General features: G+C 67.5%; 12 protein-coding genes and 1 pseudogene. 8 read left to right on the top strand and 5 right to left on the bottom strand.

What is annotated here, in order from left to right; all coding sequences use genetic code 11:
- Nucleotides 1-421 precede the first annotated feature (421 nt).
- Nucleotides 422-2140 (top strand): RICIN domain-containing protein, encoded by a 1719-nt coding sequence (locus tag ABZ857_RS06050; protein ID WP_357038219.1) that lies wholly within the window; start codon nucleotides 422-424, stop codon nucleotides 2138-2140.
- 41 nt (nucleotides 2141-2181) lie between these two features.
- On the opposite strand, the pseudogene ABZ857_RS06045 reads toward ABZ857_RS06050, so the two are convergent.
- From ABZ857_RS06045 to ABZ857_RS06035, 3 genes and pseudogenes are all read right to left on the bottom strand, one after another.
- Nucleotides 2182-2778: pseudogene (locus ABZ857_RS06045) on the bottom strand (hypothetical protein); the annotation flags it as partial.
- Between the two features lie 218 nt (nucleotides 2779-2996).
- Nucleotides 2997-4715, bottom strand: coding sequence for an acyltransferase (locus ABZ857_RS06040; RefSeq protein ID WP_357038216.1), 1719 nt, complete (start codon nucleotides 4713-4715; stop codon nucleotides 2997-2999).
- 109 nt (nucleotides 4716-4824) lie between these two features.
- Nucleotides 4825-5988: a LacI family DNA-binding transcriptional regulator gene (locus tag ABZ857_RS06035; RefSeq protein WP_357038213.1), complete on the bottom strand. Its 1164-nt coding sequence runs from the start codon at nucleotides 5986-5988 to the stop codon at nucleotides 4825-4827.
- Between the two features lie 231 nt (nucleotides 5989-6219).
- Between ABZ857_RS06035 and ABZ857_RS06030 the strand changes: the two genes are divergently transcribed.
- The 5 genes from ABZ857_RS06030 to ABZ857_RS06010 all read left to right on the top strand — a co-directional run bounded on the left by ABZ857_RS06030 (nucleotide 6220) and on the right by ABZ857_RS06010 (nucleotide 11192).
- Entirely contained in the window at nucleotides 6220-7242 is a 1023-nt protein-coding gene (locus tag ABZ857_RS06030) for a hydroxyacid dehydrogenase (RefSeq protein WP_357038210.1), read from the top strand.
- 33 nt (nucleotides 7243-7275) lie between these two features.
- Nucleotides 7276-8556, top strand: a complete 1281-nt coding sequence (locus tag ABZ857_RS06025; protein ID WP_357038207.1) for a sugar ABC transporter substrate-binding protein — start codon at nucleotides 7276-7278, stop codon at nucleotides 8554-8556.
- 86 nt (nucleotides 8557-8642) lie between these two features.
- Entirely contained in the window at nucleotides 8643-9617 is a 975-nt protein-coding gene (locus tag ABZ857_RS06020; protein ID WP_357038204.1) for a sugar ABC transporter permease, read from the top strand.
- Nucleotides 9617-10492 (top strand): carbohydrate ABC transporter permease, encoded by an 876-nt coding sequence (locus ABZ857_RS06015; RefSeq protein WP_357038201.1) that lies wholly within the window; start codon nucleotides 9617-9619, stop codon nucleotides 10490-10492. Before ABZ857_RS06020 ends, ABZ857_RS06015 begins: the two co-directional genes overlap by 1 nt.
- A 4-nt stretch (nucleotides 10493-10496) precedes the next feature.
- Nucleotides 10497-11192, top strand: a complete 696-nt coding sequence (locus tag ABZ857_RS06010) for a hypothetical protein (protein WP_357038198.1) — start codon at nucleotides 10497-10499, stop codon at nucleotides 11190-11192.
- A 63-nt stretch (nucleotides 11193-11255) separates the two neighbouring features.
- On the opposite strand, the gene ABZ857_RS06005 is transcribed toward ABZ857_RS06010, so the two are convergent.
- On the bottom strand, nucleotides 11256-12371 hold the full coding sequence (locus ABZ857_RS06005) for a Gfo/Idh/MocA family oxidoreductase (RefSeq protein ID WP_357038195.1): 1116 nt from the start codon (nucleotides 12369-12371) through the stop codon (nucleotides 11256-11258).
- Between the two features lie 65 nt (nucleotides 12372-12436).
- A complete protein-coding gene (locus ABZ857_RS06000) occupies nucleotides 12437-13444 on the bottom strand; it encodes a hydroxyacid dehydrogenase (protein ID WP_357038192.1) in 1008 nt (335 codons plus the stop codon).
- A 296-nt stretch (nucleotides 13445-13740) separates the two neighbouring features.
- Between ABZ857_RS06000 and ABZ857_RS05995 the strand changes: the two genes are divergently transcribed.
- Nucleotides 13741-14661, top strand: coding sequence for an ABC transporter permease subunit (locus tag ABZ857_RS05995; RefSeq protein WP_357038189.1), 921 nt, complete (start codon nucleotides 13741-13743; stop codon nucleotides 14659-14661).
- Nucleotides 14658-15545, top strand: a complete 888-nt coding sequence (locus ABZ857_RS05990; protein WP_357038186.1) for a carbohydrate ABC transporter permease — start codon at nucleotides 14658-14660, stop codon at nucleotides 15543-15545. Before ABZ857_RS05995 ends, ABZ857_RS05990 begins: the two co-directional genes overlap by 4 nt.
- Nucleotides 15546-15559 lie beyond the last annotated feature (14 nt).

Below are 15559 nucleotides of genomic sequence, written 5' to 3'. Positions count from 1 at the left end.
TCATTCGCTGGCTATTACGGCTCTTTCCGCCAGATGCGGCATTTCATGGACAGGGCAACCGCCGAGATCGGCCGGTTGACCACCGGCGGCGGCACCAAGGCGGCACGAGGCCCGCCTGACGTGATTCGCGCCCCCCACGCGCCGCACTCCTGGCCGCTGTTCCCTGCCGGCCGGTTTCGAATCGCTCGCGGTCCATCAAAAATCCACTACCGCCGCGATCTGATATCAGAAACGCCAGTCTCATCGGTCGTGTCGTCATTGCTACGTACCGGACCGGACGTGACTCCGCCCGAATGCAGGCGGGGCAGAACCAATGATTCGATTTTCGAATTTCAGCGCGCTTGCGCGGGCATATGCCTGCGCCCTGCTGCCTCATGCAGCCCAAACTACGGCTGAGTAGCACGCTACGAAAGGTCTTTATATGACGAGGACAAGACTTCTCGGTGTCATCCTGACGATCCTCACCCTGACCACCCTGACCACCCTGGCCACTCCGGCGCTCGCTTACACGTACTCACCGTTCGGCCCGACGCCGATTCTGAGCCCTCCGGCCGACAGCCATTCGGAGGGCTTCCGCTACCCCAGGGCTCTTCAGCTGCGTCACCAGAGCAACCCGCACGATAACGGTGTCATGCTCGGCGCGGTGCAGTGGCTGACCTACAGTGACGATAGCCACATCCCGATCTTCCGTAGCGACGACGAGGGCCGGAGCTGGAACACCAGCTGGAGCAAGGTGTACGACCGCGCCAACGGCCGGGGCCACGGCTCGGGCTATCACCTCGTCTCCCAGCCCACGCTGTATGAGCTCCCGGTCGCGATCGGGGACATGCCGGCGGGCACGATCCTTCTGTCGGCGCTGGCCCGGACGTGGGCTCGGACCGGCAATCAGAGCGGCAATACCTACATCGATCTGTACAAGAGCAACAACGCCGGACGGACGTGGCAGTTCGTGTCCACGGTCGCTCAAGGCGGGATCCCGCAGGAGCAAGCGACTCCCGGCCCGATCTGGGAGCCGTTCATGTACGCCTACAACAGAGGTGGCGGCACGCCCAACCGCCTCGTCGTCTACTACACCGACGAGCGCGAGGCGAGCAAGTCACAGAAGCTCGTCCATCAGGTGAGCACTGACGGAAAGCGCTGGGGTGCCGTCGTCGACGACGTCGTCGATGCCGGTCCAGACGCCCGGCCCGGCATGCCGGTCGTCGCGAAGATGAACAACGGAAACTACATCATGACCTACGAGTACTGTGGCGGCACCCCGCAGACTCCAGGGGCCGCGGGCGGATGCGCGGTCAATTACCGGGTGACGAACGATCCGGAAAGCTGGAACGACAAGCCGAACCAGGTCGTGCGACAGGCGGACGGCACAATTCCGAAAGGCACGCCTTACGTCGTCAACCTGCCGAACGTCGGCCCCAAGGGAGCGGTCGTCGTCAGCGGCAATTCCTTGGACGGCCTGTTCGTCAATTACGACAACGCCGCGCCCGGAAGCCGTTGGATAAAGCTGCACTCGACCGTCGCCAGATCCTACAGCCGCAGCTTCGTCCCCATGGACGACGGAAAGACGATCTTCACCGTGTCGAATGTGAGAAACGGCGACCGCAGCCGGTGGACCGTGGGCAACCAGTTCCTCGCCGACGCCACCGGCATCGCGCAAGGCGAGTGGTACCTCGTCAACCGGAGCACCGGTGGCTACCTGCAGATCGCCAACGACAGCACCGCCGAAGGAGCGGCGACCGGTCAGCAGCCGACCGCCGGCTGGCTGACCGAAGGGGCCAAGGACTCCGGCAGCACGTCTCAGCGGTGGCGCTTCGAACCGGCGGACAACGGTTTCTACCGCATCAGGAACGTCAACAGCGGCAAGTATGTCGACGTCGACGGCGCCTACGTCAGCGACGACCGGAACATCCTGCAGAAGAGCAAGTCGACCTCGCCCAGTCAGGAATGGCGTGTCGTCGACCATGGCGACGGCTATGTCCAGTTGCTGAATCACAACAGCGGCAAGACCTTCAATCTGAACACCGGCTACACGTCCATCAGCCCGCTCAAGATGAGTCAGTTCCAGGACGACAACTACTCCAGCCAGCAGTGGCGGCTCGTGCGGGCACCGGCTGCGGCTGCTTCCGACGGCGGGGCATAACGTGCTACCACCACCGCCCTGCCAGCCGCCCGGCTCCACGGTCACATAGATCCCGTCCGGAGGGCGCGCCGCGTGAAGTCGTAGCGTCTCGGACGCACGCTGGGGAGGGCAAAGAGCCAGAAACCGGCGGAGCAGCGTGTCGTGGGATCTTCGCGAAGGGGTGCCAACCGCGATCGGGCATCGCGCTTTGACCAGACGATGACGCTGGGGAGTACGCCACCGGGTGTGCGATAAGGAGCTAGCCGTGAATCCGAAGGGTGGCGGGTCTGCCGATCGGGAGATCCGCCACCCGAAGGTTCGGACGGGACGGAAGCTGCACGCCGCCGGGTGGTTCTATCTGCGGGCGTCCGTTCGTGAGTGCGCCCGCATTGTGCTGGTAGGCACGACTGGTCATCGAGCCGATCCTGACGTCTCACCGCATAAGGACGACCGCGATGCGCCCCCACCCCGGGCCCGCATGTGCGAACGCCCGGGCCGAAGAGCAGAATCGCCTCGACGTTGACCGCCTGCACCTTCCACCACAGCTCGATCGTCACGTGGTCGAGGTCGGTGAACGGGAAGACGCCGGCCTTGTTGACGAGGATGTCGCACCGGCCGTACCGGTCGAGGACCGTGCCGGCCACGGCGTCGACCCGCGACTCGGAGGTTACCCCGCGCCCGACGGCCCCCTGCCGAGATCACCGAGGACAAGCTCGAATAGTCAGCGGCCGCCCTGCACGCGGCCGGTCTCCGCACCGATCTCACCGCAATCCGCGGCGAGACGTCGAACCGGGCCACGTCGTCGTGGCAATCCGGGCCGCGGACCGCAGCCGCTGGTGGCCGCGGTCCGCACGTCGGCAGGCGACGGCCTCAGCGGTCAGGGCAGCAAGGCGGCCGGCTCCGGTTTGTGCACGCCCCGCGGCCGGTAGCCCAGTGCATCGGAGACGCCCACCAGGTCGGCGAGTAGCCAGATGATCGCCAGCCACATCTCCGTCCCCTGCAGGCCCGGCAACGTGGCGTCATCGCCAGCCGTAGTCGGGTGTGGCGCCCGGAACCCGAAGCCTTGCCGGTCGCTCCAATGCCCGAGCGCCTCCCGCAACAGCCTCTGGGCCAGGACGTCGATCTCCTCCTCGCGGTACAGGCTGTGTCGCGTGAGCCACAAGGGGTGAACGACGTCGAGGACGTTGCACGCGTTCTGCCGGTCCCTGCGGAAGAAACGCCTGTCCCGGGCGTGCGCGAGGACCGTGTCGATTACACGCTCCGGAAAGGGCACCGGAAGCCCGAACTGGGCGAAGGTCCCGCGGGAGGCACGGTAGAAACCGTTGACGACCTGCAGCAGCCCGTCCTCCCGCCGGGGTGAACCCCATATTCCGGTGCGGGGATCGGCACGAGTGACCAGCCAGCCGAAGACCGTCTCCACAGCTCCCGGCCGCCCTGGTTCACCGAGTTCGCGGTTCCAGTGCATGGCGGTGCCCAGCACGTCGACCCAATGCCCCGCGGCCCAGGCGTTCGTCCGCCATGGCTGCCCTTCCAGGGCCGCGACGAGCTGGTTCGGCTCCGCCTCTGCGACGACCCGGACAGGCAGAGGGAACCGGCTTCCGAGGATGTCGAGCGCGTACCCGACGCACAGCACGTGGTAGTCGGCGTCCGGGTCGAACAGGCCCGCGCCGGGTGGCCGCTGGGTGCCGTCGTCGCGCAGCGGCCCGACCATGCCGGTCTTCGGGTCCTGCCAGCTCCGCAGCCGCTGAATCTGCTGGTCGGCGGGCAGTTGGCTCGGCGCGTGCCCGAGGAGCAGATCGGCGATCTCGATGGCGTCGCATTGCGCGCGGACGGTGGGCGCGGCCCCGGGTTTGTCCACGAACAGCCCGCCCGCCACGGAGGGGAGGAAACACCGGTCCAGGATCTCCTCGGCCTGGCTGCGGGCGGTGTCGGCGAAGGCGGCCACCGCGCCGGCGAGGTCGTCGTCGTTCGGCGGACGGGGCGGGGTCGGCTGCGGTACTCGCCACTTGATGACTTTCGCCGGGTTGCCGCCGACGATCGCGCCGGCGGGGACGTCCTTGGTGACGACGGCTCCGGCGGCGACGACCGCCCGATCCCCGACGGTCACGCCGTCCAGGATCACGACGTGGGAGCCGATCCACACGTCGTTGCCGATGCGGATTCCTTTGCTGCGGAGCGGCTGCCGGTGAACTTCGACGTCGGGGTCGTCGATCGTGTGGTTGAACGCCAGCAGAGACGTGTGCGCCCCGATGCGTACGGCGTCGCCGAGTTCGATCCTCCCGCGAACGACGGTGTAGGGGTTCATGGTGCAGTCTCTGCCGGTTCTCAGCGATCCCGTGAGGTAGGCGCCGGCCGCGATGTAGCTACGGCGACCGAGGTGCAGCTGTTCGTTCTGCACGGACGCCAGCTCCGAGATGAAGCAGCGCTCCTCGATCGTGTAGCCGGGGTGCTCGTTGAGTTCGCTCTGCATCTGCAGCTGCCGGGCATGCTCCTCTTCGGGGGCATGCGTCCAGAAGTTCCATGGCGAATAGTCGTACTGGTGCCTGTTGAGCAGTGAGCCGTGTCCGGCTGGCACGTGCGCCGTGGGGTTGGTCATGTCGTTCCTTTCGTGGCTCTCGCGACTCCGGCCGGACATCCCCGATCTCTCGTCGGCATCGGGCTGCGCTGCCGCGTCGGGGGACGGCCAGGGGCGGACTCACTCGGGGTTAGTGCGACGGAGCGGTCGCCTCGCGCACCGTTGCGGCCACCTGGAGCGTCTCGGAGATGGGTGCCGATGACTCTCGTACGATCAGTTCCGGCACGAGCCGCACGTGGTGCATCGGGCGAGAACCGCCCTCATCGAGCCGTGATACGAGCATCTCGACGCCGACCTTGCCGACCCAGCTTTTCGGGGGCCGCACTGCTGACAGGGCCGGGAGGCCGAGGTGCGCGACCTCGTCGTCGTAGGCGACCACGGCCAGGTCGTCGGGCACGCGCACGCCGCGGTCGGTGGCGTGCTGGACGAACCGGAGCGCGTGGCCATCGGCGAAGATCAGCAGCGCGGTGGTGCCGGTGGCGCGGCACCGTCGCAGCACGTCGTCCATGAACCGCTCCCCGTCGGGCCCCTCGCACCGGCCCGCGTCCTCGTTGACAGACTGCTGAGGGTCGAGTCCCAGACGATCGAGGGTTTCCCGCCATCCGCGACGTACGGCAGGGGCCGTCGGCCTGGTCTCCGCCACCAGCAGGCCAACCCGCTCGTGCCCGAGAGCGCGCAGGTGCAGAACCGCCTTCTCGGCTCCGCTGGCATGGTCCGTGGCGACGGATTCCAGGTGAAACGACGGTATGTCGCGGATGGGTCTGCGCTCGGCGAGCACGACGGGGAGTGGCAGGGTGTTGAGCCAGCGCATGAGCTCGCGACCCTGCTCGCCGGCGGTCTCGGGAGCCACGAGGATGCCGTGGACGTCGGCTCGGTCGAGGAGCGTCTGGATCTTCTTGCGGTTGTCCGCCGCGTCGTAGGTCGATCCACGCAGCAGCAGCCGGGTGCCGGCCTGCGCGGCGGCGAGCTGCGCCCCGTTGACGACGTGCGGCCAGTAATAGTCCAGCGACGGCACGACCATGCCGATGGTGTACCGGGCGAGGGCGCCGCCACGCGGTTCGCGTTCGCGAACGGTCTGGTCGAGCTTGCTCCGTAACGTCACGCCGCCGTGCACTCTCGTCACGAGGCCCTGCCGGGAGAGCTCGTTGACATCGCGCCGCACGGTCATCTCGGAGACGCCGAGCAGCTCCGCCAGCTCCTTCACGGTGACCGCGCCGTCTTGCCGCAGTTGCTCGAGTACCTGCTCCTTGCGCTGCATGGCGAACCGCGAAGCGGCCGAGCGCGGCTTGCTCACGGCTCACGCCCGATCGTCGGAGCGCGGTGGGCGCTGGGGGGTTCGAACGGCGTCATACGGACACCGGCCGTCGGGGGTATCGGCACCATAGTGTTCGTTTCTGTTCGAGTTACATCGATATGAACGAAATGTTGACTTGTGTTTCGCGTGCAGTATTCACTGACTTCCACCGCGGCGCAACCAACGGGCCGACCACGAAACAACACCCCCTGCCTTGGAGTTCTTGAGCCAATGACCCCGCCCACTTGTCCCGAAGCCCTGATCGTGATGGGGCGTGAGGTGTTCGAAGCTCAGTTTGACGAGTCTCGGCTTGAACGGCTGAAGGCCATGGCGTCGCTGCCGGAGCCCATCTGGACCGACGAGCTCACAAGCGAACAGATTCGAACGCGATTGTCCGGCGTGGAGGTGCTGTTGACCGGATGGGACGCTCCCGTGCTGGACGCGGCCGCGCTGGCGCGCATGCCGAATTTACGTCTGATGATTCACTGCGCGGGCACCATCCGTCCTTTCGTCAGCGAGGCGTTCTGGGAGCGCGGCATCAGGGCCTGCAACGTCGCCGACGTGAACGCGATCCCGGTCGCGGAATACACGCTCGCCGCGGTCATCATGTCCGGCAAGGCGGCGCCGTTCCTCGGGGCCTCGTTGCGCGCCTTCCGTGACGACTGGACCAGGCCGGACCGGTTCGGGCGGCTCGGGAATGTCTCTCGCACCGTCGGAGTAGTGGGGTTCTCACGTGTGGGGCGACGCGTCGTGGCCGCGCTGCAGCAGCTCCAGGACGTCACCGTGCTGGTCTACGACCCTTACGCCGACCCGCTCGAGGTGGCGCAGGCAGGAGGCGTGCCGGCCTCTCTCGACGAGCTGCTGGCGACGGTGGATGTTCTCTCGCTACACGCTCCGGAACTGCCGGAGACGCGGCACATGATCGGCGCGGCGCAGCTCGCCGCACTTCGCGATCACGCCACATTGATCAACACGGCGCGAGGATCGCTCGTCGACACCGCCGCGCTCGAACGAGAGTGCGCATCGGGGCGCCTGAACGCGATCCTCGACGTCACCGACCCGGAGCCGCTGCCCGCGTCATCCGTGCTGTACGACCTTTCCAACGTGCTGATCACACCTCACATCGCCGGATCCCTCGGCACCGAGCTGTACCGGATGACGGACGCGGCGCTCGACGAACTCGAGCGCTACACCACCGGTCTCCCGTTGACGACCGAACTCGACAGCGAGGAATACCTCAGGCTCAGCGCCTGAACGTTCGCACCCCCCGAATGAAGGACCAGTGCCATGAAACACACGAAGGGCGCGACGATCGTCGTCACCATCGCCGCGACGGCCGCGGCTCTCACCGGCTGCGCCGGGACCTCCGGCGACTCCGGCACCGCCCCGGGCAAGACGACCTTGTCGATCGCACTCTGGAGTTACGCGCAGACCCCGGAGTTCAAAGCGCTGATCGACGCCTTCCAGGCCGCCAACCCCGACATCACGATCAAGCCCGTCGACATCCTGAACAACAACTACCGGGACAAGGTCACCACCATGCTCGCCGGCGGTGACACGACGGACATCATCACGATCAAGAGTACGACCGATTACGCGGGCTACGCGGCCAAGAAGCAGTTGCTTCCGCTGAACGACCTGCAGCAGAAGCTGGCGGACAAGAAGCTGGCCCGCCTGGACAACTACGACTGGAAGGGAACGTACTACGCGATCCCGTATCGCACCGACTTCTACGTCCTCTACTACAACAAGAAGCTCTTCAAGGACGCCGGGCTGCCCGCGCCCGAGAACCTGACCTGGGACCAGTTCGCCGACCAGGCCACCAAGCTGACCCACGGCTCGGGGACAGGCAAGGTCTACGGCGCCTACATCCACACCTGGAACGCGATGGTGCAGGGCCTCGCCGCCGCCCAGACGGGCCGAAGCCAGCTGGATCCGAGCGACTACGGCTGGATGAAGAACCAGTACGAGCTCACCCTCCGGCTCCAGAAGGCCGGTGCCATCAGGGACTTCGGTGAGGCGCTGAACCAGCAGGTTTCGTACCAGACCGAGTTCGAGACGGGCAAGGCCGCCATGGTGCCGATGGGCACCTGGCTGATAGCCCCGCTCCTGGCCGACAGGAAGGCCGGGAAGACGGACGTGGACTGGGGGATCGCCCCGCTGCCGCAGACACAGGCAGGTCAGCAGATCGCCACCGCGGGCGGCCCCACCGGCTTCGGCATCAACAGGCGGGCGAAGAACGTCGCCGCGGCGAAGAAGTTCATCGAGTTCGCGGCGGGCGAGAAGGGCGCGGAGGCCGTCGCGTCCATCGGCATCGTCCCCGCGTACCAGAGCGACGCCATCCTCAAGCGGTACTTCGGCCTCGAAGGCATACCCCAGGACGACCTCTCGAAGAAAGCATTCGCGCCGGACGTGGTGCGTCCCGAAAGTCCCATCTCCGACAGCACCGCCGCCATCAACACCGTGCTCAACCAGGAGCACGGGCTCATCATGACCGGCTCCAAATCGGTGGACGACGGCATCAAGGAAATGGAGCAGCGCGTCACGTCCGAGGTACTTCACCAGTAAGAACGCACGTCCGCCCGCGGCGCGGTGCCCGGCGTCCAGGACGACGCGAGCCGCGCCGCCGGCGATGCCGTCAGGAGAGACACGACATGACCTCACTCGCCGAGCCGGACTCCTGGCTGCCGGAGCCACGCACCACTTCAGCGGGGGGCGGGCGCACCTCCCCAGCGAATCCGCCCCCGTCCCGGCGCAGTCCGCTGCGCCGCCGCGCCACCCTTGTCGGCTGGAGCTTCATCCTGCCGAACTTCATCGGCTTCGCCCTGTTCACCCTGGTGCCCGTGCTGGCAGCGTTCGTCCTGGCGTTCACGCACTGGGACGCGTACAACCCGCCCTCCTGGGCCGGTCTTCGCAACTTCGCCCGGTTGCTCCGGGACGAGAACTTCCGGGTGGCGCTGACGAACACCGCCCTGTACGCGCTCGGACACGTGCCGCTCACCCTGGCTCTGTCGCTGGGCCTCGCCCTGCTGCTCAACCAGAAGCTGCGCGGCATCGCCTTCTTCCGGGTCGCGCTCTTCTTCCCCTACGTCACCTCGCTGGTGGCCGTCGCCATCGTCTGGAACATGCTGTTCAATCCCACGAGCGGACCGGTCAACCAGTTCCTCCATCTGATCGGCGCAGCGGATCCACCGGGCTGGACTGCGAGCCCCACCTGGGCGCTGCCCGCCGTCATCATCACGGCGGTCTGGAAGGACATGGGCTACTACATGGTGCTCTTCCTCGCCGGCCTGCAGACCATCCCCCGCGAGTACTACGAGGCCGCCTCGGTCGACGGCGCGACCGGCTGGCGCACGTTCTGGAACGTCACCGTGCCCTGTCTGCGGCCGACCACCTTCTTCGTGCTCGTCATGCTCACCATCTCCAGCTTCAAGGTCTTCGACCTGATCTTCGTCATGACCCAGGGAGGGCCGGGCCGCTCCACCCTCGTGCTCTCCCAGCTCATCTATCAGGTCGGCATCCTCGACGGCGACTTCGGCTATTCCTCCGCGATCGCCCTGGCCCTCTTCCTGATCGTGGCGGCGATCACCGTCTTCCAGTTCCGGCTCCAGCAGAGAAGGGAGCAGTGATGGCAGTCGCCGGCGCCGCGGGGCCGCTCCACGCGTCGCGGAAAGCCAAGGCAGGCCGGGAACGCGCCCGCCGAGTCGCGCTCTACGTCGTCCTGGCCGTGCTCCTGGCCATCGTGCTGACGCCCTTCCTGTGGATGTTGTCGTCATCGCTCAAGCACGACATCGACGTCCTGTCGATTCCCGTGCAATGGATCCCCAAGGACTGGGTGTGGTCCAACTACGACAGCATCTGGTCGGTCGCGCCGATGGCCGGCTACCTCGCCAACTCCTCGATCCTCGCCGTCACGATCACCTTCCTGCAGGTGCTCACCGGCTCGTTCGCGGCCTACGGCTTCTCGAAGGTGCGCTTCCCCGGCCGCGACGCGCTGTTCCTGGGCTACATCGCCACCATCGCCGTGCCCTGGCAGGCGTACATGATCCCGCAGTACATCATGATGCAGCAGGCGCACCTGACGGACAGCTTTCTGTCGCTCATCCTGCTGCAGGCCTTCAGCGCGTTCGGCGTCTTCCTCATGCGCCAGTACTACCTGTCGATTCCCGACGAGCTGGTCGAGGCCGCCCGGCTCGACGGGCTCAGCGACTACGGCATCTGGGCCCGCATCGTGCTGCCGCTGACGAAGCCGGCGCTCGCGAGCCTGGCGTTGCTCACCTTCGTCAACACCTGGAACGACTACATGGGGCCGTTCATCTACCTGTCCAGCAACAACCTCTGGACGGTGCAGATCGGCCTGGCCTCGTTCATCGGCCAGTACTCCGCGCAGTATGCAATGATCATGACCGGCTCGGTCATCTCCGTCGTCCCGGTCTTGGTCATCTTCCTGGTGGGCCAGCGCTTCTTCATCGCCGGCATCGCCACGAGCGGCATGAAGGGGTGAGCCGATGACACGCCTGCGCATCCCGGCGGTCAGCCAGCGCACCTTCGACGCGGTGTTCGGCTACGTCTACACGGGTCTCGCCGTGAACCTCAGCCTCGTCGTGGCGAACGCCCCGCTCGCCGCCGCACTCGTGCTCGTACGCGACCCGCTCGCCTCATGGCCGTTCCTGCTGCTGCTCTCGCCCACCCTGGCCCCCGCGCTCGCCGCCGCCTTCGCGGCGTTCGGAGCGCTCGCGGACGGATCGACAGGCCCGTTCGCCGCGTTCTGGCGCGGATGGACGCGCACCTTCCGGCCGGCAGGCATCGTCGGACTCGCTCTCGCCACCCTGACCATCGTCGTCGCCCTCGACCTGGTGTGGCTGGCCGGCAGCGCGTACGGTGCACTGCTCGCACCGATCTTGGTGATGGTGCTCGTCGTCGCGCTGGCCACCGGCCTGACCGTGCTCGTCGCGGTTGCCGAGCAGGTGGACGCCTCCCTGGCGGCCGTCGTCCGCGCATCGCTCTTCCTCGCCGTCCGCGGCGCTCCGCTGTCCGCGCTGTCGCTCGCCGCGCTGGTCACCGCCGGGGCGGCGGTGCTCGCCCAGCCCGTCCTCGGGGCGCTGCTCGCGGTGAGCCCGTTGCTCTACCTGGCTTACGCGAACAGCAGAGTCACCCTCGTACGGACCGCGGGACCGCCTGGGCAGCGGGCGCCGATCCCCTGAAATCGGGCTCGCCGGCATGGACGAGGGAGGGGAGTGGCTGAGCGTGTGTTTCGCCTGAGGGCCTCATGTGGTGCGGACCTTCTCCCACGGGGCGCCCGTGCCCTCCATCGTCCTGCCGAACGGGCTGTCGGCGGTGATCTGCCCGCTACGCACGCGCTCGCCGGTGAAAGCGGAGGCGTACAGGGCGGCGATGAACTCCATCGTCCGCCTCGCGTCTTCCGAGGTCACCGGGGGCGCCTGTCCGCGATCGAGGGCGTCGAGCACGGCGGTGAACCAGCTCTCGTGCCCGCTCGGCGCACCGCCGGGTTCCCGCGACCACAGGTCCGGCACACCCTCGTGCCCCGGCGCGGGCGTCACCGTCCAGTCGTCGTCGGTGTACCCGTACAGATGCCGCACTTCGACGGTGGCGTGTTCGTAGTCGAACCTGAGCTCGGAGGCCTGCCGTGGCGAGACCACGGAGTTCACCACGGTGGCGACCGCGCCCTGGTCGAACGTCACAAGCGCCATCGACACGTCCTCGGTGTCCACGTCGCGGGCGCGGCGCGCGGCGACGGCCGTCACCTCCCGCCACGGGCCGAGAACCGAGAGCAGGAGGTCAAACTGGTGGATGCCGTGGCCCATCGTCGGGCCACCACCCTCGGATCTCCACGTGCCGCGCCAAGGAACCGAGTAGTAGGCCTCGTCGCGATACCAGTGGGTGGCACAGGTGGCCAGCAGCGGGCGACCCAGTGCGTCCGCTCTCGCGAGGCGACGCAGACGCAGCGCACCGGCGCCGAAGCGGTGCTGCAGGACGGTCGCGACGTACGCTCCCGAGCGTCGCTCCGCCTTGACCAGCATGTCGAACTCGGCCAGCGAGAGCGCCGGCGGCTTCTCCAGCAGCACCGTCACGCCGGCTTCCAGACACTCGACGGCCTGCGGCGCGTGCAGCCGCGGCGGGGTGCACAGGTGCACGAGGTCGACCTGCTCCTCCCGCAGCAGCTCGGTCAGGCTCGCGTGGGCTCGCGGGACGTTCCAGACGCCCGCGAAGTCCTTGGCCCGGGTGAGGTCCATGTCGGCGACGGCGACGAGCGACGCCCTGCCGCCGGAGGCGGCGATGGCACGGGCATGGGCGGTGGCGACCGCGCCGGTGCCGACGATCGCGGACCGGTAGTTCTGTCTCTCGGGGGAGATCGGTGACAAGGCGACGACTCCTAGGGGGACGATGCCGGGGTGACCTGGGAGGAGGCGGGCCGGGCCCCGCCGGATCAGGCGGTGAAGGGGAGCTGCTCGGGCAGAACCTGGCCGCGGAGGGGGTGCCCGGTCAGGAGACGCTCGAGCTCGGCGACGGCGAACTCGCCGAGCCGGCGCACCTCACGCCCCTGTGCTCCGGCCAGGTGCGGGGTGATGAGCACGTTGGGCATGTCGAAGAGCGGATGACCGGCCGGCAAGGGCTCCGGATCGGTGACGTCGAGGATGGCGGAGATACGGCCGGCCGCGCACGCGCTGGTGAGCGCCTCGGTGTCGACGAGAACGCCCCTGGCGGTGTTGACCAGCACGGCCTGGTCGGGCAGGAGGTCGAGGCGGCGGCGGTCGAGCAGACGGTAGGTCTCCGGTAGCGCGGGGGCGTGCACCGTGACCAGATCACTGCGCCGGCACAGCTCGTCGACGTCCACCAGCTCGGCTCCCAGCCGGGTGGCCTCCAGACGGGAGACCTGGGGGTCGGACAGCAAAACGCGCACGTCGAAGTTCCGCAGCCGGTGCAGCACGAGACGGCCGACGCGGGAGGCGCCGATGACGCCGACCGTGCAGTCGAACAGCCCGGTGCCGGCGCCCGGCTGCCAGAGCGAACTGTCCCGCGCGTCGGCGTAGTGCCGGGCTCGGCTGAAGGCTCGCTTCGCGCCAAGCACGAGCGCTGCGATGGTGTAGTCGGCGACGGGCACGGCGTTGGCCTGCGCGGCGGAGGACACGACGAGCCCGCGTTCGAAGACGACGGGGTCCAGCATGGCCTTGACGCTGCCGGCGGCGTGCAGGATGGCGCGCAACCGGGGCATGGCGGATAGCACCTCGGCGTCGATACGCGGGCAGCCCCATCCGGTGAGAAGGATCTCCGCCCCGGCCATCGCCCTGGCGGCGTCCGGGCCGTCGAAGGAAGTGAGTCCCGCCGCTGTGCCGACGTCGACCGACTGACGCAAGCGGAGGACGAGATCGGGCGGGTAGACGTCGTGGAAGGCCCAGGGCGCGATTGCGAAGACCGCGACGGGTCGCCGTGGCACGGGAGTGCTCTCCTTCGGTCGGGCTGACGGAACGCAGGGGATCGGCTTCGTGTAAACGCTTCCAGCATAGTTTGCCATCTCAGGCACCTCCGAGATCAAGCAGGGAAGTGCATAGCCGTCTCTAGATGCAGATACGTAAGAGATCGCTCTTGACGGCTCTATGTAACCGTTTTATCTTCATGACCACCGTATGAACGGAGAGATCGTTCGGGCCGCGAGAGAGGGCAGTGAACGTGAGCATGACGCGAGCCCGCGCCGCCGCGGACGGATCCGGTTCTCGAATCGAGAATGCGGGCGTGTCCCGGTCACAGAGCCGGTTCAGACAGCGTGCTCGCGCCAGCCGCGTGCTGTGGCTGCTCGCGGCTCCGGGCCTGGCGTACTTCCTGGTCTTCCACTACGGCGCCCTGTTCGGGAACGTCCTGGCCTTCACGAACTACGTGCCCTTCCTGGGCCTGTCCGGCAGCGAATGGGTCGGACTGGCCCACTTCGAGCGCATGTTCGGCGACCCGGACTTCTGGAACGCGGTCCGCAACACGCTGGTCATCGCCCTGCTTCAACTGTTCTTCTTCTTCCCCGCCCCGCTCGCCCTGGCCCTGCTGCTGCACAGCATCGTGGGAGACACGGTCAGGAAGTTCGTGCAGAGCGTCGTCTACCTACCGCACTTCCTGTCGTGGGTGATCGTCGTCGCGCTGTTCCAGCAGATGCTCGGCGGAGCGGGCGTGGTGAACGGTTGGCTGTCCGACCTGGGGGCGGGCCAGATCTCGATCATCGGCAACCCCGACCTCTATGACCCGCTGATGGTCGCACAGCTCGTCTGGAAGGAGTGCGGCTGGGCGACCATCATCTTCCTGGCCGCGTTGTCGCAGGTGGACGAGCAGATGTACGAGGCCGCCGCTCTGGACGGCGCCGGCTGGAGCCGCCGCCTGTGGCATGTGACCCTCCCGGCGATCAGGCCCGTCATCGTGCTGTTGCTCGTGCTGCGGCTCGGGGAGTTCCTGTCGATCGGCTTCGAGCAGTTCTTCCTGCAACGGCAGTCGGTCGGCCCGGAGGCGGGCGAGGTGCTGGAGACCTTCGTCTACTACACCGGCTTCGCCAGCGGCGACTTCGGCTACGCCGCCGCCGTCGGGCTGTTCAAGGGCGCGATCGGAGTCGTCCTCATCTACATCGCGAACAAGGTCGCGCACCGCCTTGGCGAGCAGGGGGTTTACAAGGGATGAGCAGGACCAGTGCGCCGGCGTGGATGGGCCGCCCCACCCCGGCTGTCCGGATCGCCAAGGCGGTCGCGCTCACGGTGGTCGTGCTCCTGGTGGTCTTCCCGTTGTGGACGGTCCTCGCGACCAGCCTGGCCACCCCACAGAACGTCATCGACAACGGCGGCTGGGTGATCTGGCCCGAGCACCTGTCGTTCGACGCGTACGCCGACATACTCAAGGGCGGCATCATCACCCGCGCTCTGCTCGTCAGCGCCGGCGTCACCGTGATCGGCACGGCGCTCAGCCTGGTGTGCACCATCGCCCTCGCCTACACGCTCAGCAGGCCTGATGTCTATGGCGGCAAGCCGATGTTGCTGCTGGTCCTGTTCACCTTCCTGTTCCCGCCCGGCATGGTGCCGCTGTTCCTCGTGGTGCGCAGCGTCGGCCTGTTCGACCAGTACGCCGCGCTCGTCCTGCCGTTCCTGATCAACGTGTTCAACCTCGTGGTGATGCGCGGCTTCTTCCAGTCCATCCCCAAGGAGCTGATCGATGCGGCGCGCATGGACGGCGCGGGAGAGCTGGTCGTCCTGCGCAGGGTCGTGCTGCCGCTGTCCAAAGCGGTCATCGCCGTGATCGGCCTGTTCTACGCGGTGGCGTACTGGAACCGCTTCTTCGAGGCGATCATCTACTTCAACGACCAGTCCAAGTGGCCGATCAGCACGGTGCTCCGGCAGTACGTCACGGGTGGCGCCTCCATCGCGGAGACCAGCGGCGAGCTGGCCGTGGCCTCCCCGCAGTCGGTCCAGATGGCCGTCGTCGTGCTCGCCACGCTGCCCATCGTGCTCGTCTACCCCTTCCTGCAGCGGTACTTCGCCAAGGGCGTGCTCACCGGCGCGCTCAAGGCCTGATCCTCACCCCCCAA

The sequence above is a fragment of the Microbispora sp. NPDC046933 genome, assembly GCF_040644635.1.
Lineage (GTDB): Bacteria > Actinomycetota > Actinomycetes > Streptosporangiales > Streptosporangiaceae > Microbispora.
The sequence above is the reverse complement of the archived record's forward strand: the minus strand, read 5'-3'. Positions and strand labels throughout refer to the sequence as shown.

Excerpts from the sequence above, each read along its gene's own strand:
- ABZ857_RS06025 (WP_357038207.1), top strand. The coding sequence starts at position 7,276 with ATGAAACACACGAAGGGCGCGACGATCGTCGTCACCATCGCCGCGACG.
- ABZ857_RS06040 (WP_357038216.1), bottom strand. The coding sequence starts at position 4,715 with ATGACCAACCCCACGGCGCACGTGCCAGCCGGACACGGCTCACTGCTC.
- ABZ857_RS06030 (WP_357038210.1), top strand. The coding sequence starts at position 6,220 with ATGACCCCGCCCACTTGTCCCGAAGCCCTGATCGTGATGGGGCGTGAG.
- ABZ857_RS06050 (WP_357038219.1), top strand. The coding sequence starts at position 422 with ATGACGAGGACAAGACTTCTCGGTGTCATCCTGACGATCCTCACCCTG.
- ABZ857_RS06015 (WP_357038201.1), top strand. The coding sequence starts at position 9,617 with ATGGCAGTCGCCGGCGCCGCGGGGCCGCTCCACGCGTCGCGGAAAGCC.
- ABZ857_RS06020 (WP_357038204.1), top strand. The coding sequence starts at position 8,643 with ATGACCTCACTCGCCGAGCCGGACTCCTGGCTGCCGGAGCCACGCACC.
- ABZ857_RS05990 (WP_357038186.1), top strand. The coding sequence starts at position 14,658 with ATGAGCAGGACCAGTGCGCCGGCGTGGATGGGCCGCCCCACCCCGGCT.
- ABZ857_RS06010 (WP_357038198.1), top strand. The coding sequence starts at position 10,497 with ATGACACGCCTGCGCATCCCGGCGGTCAGCCAGCGCACCTTCGACGCG.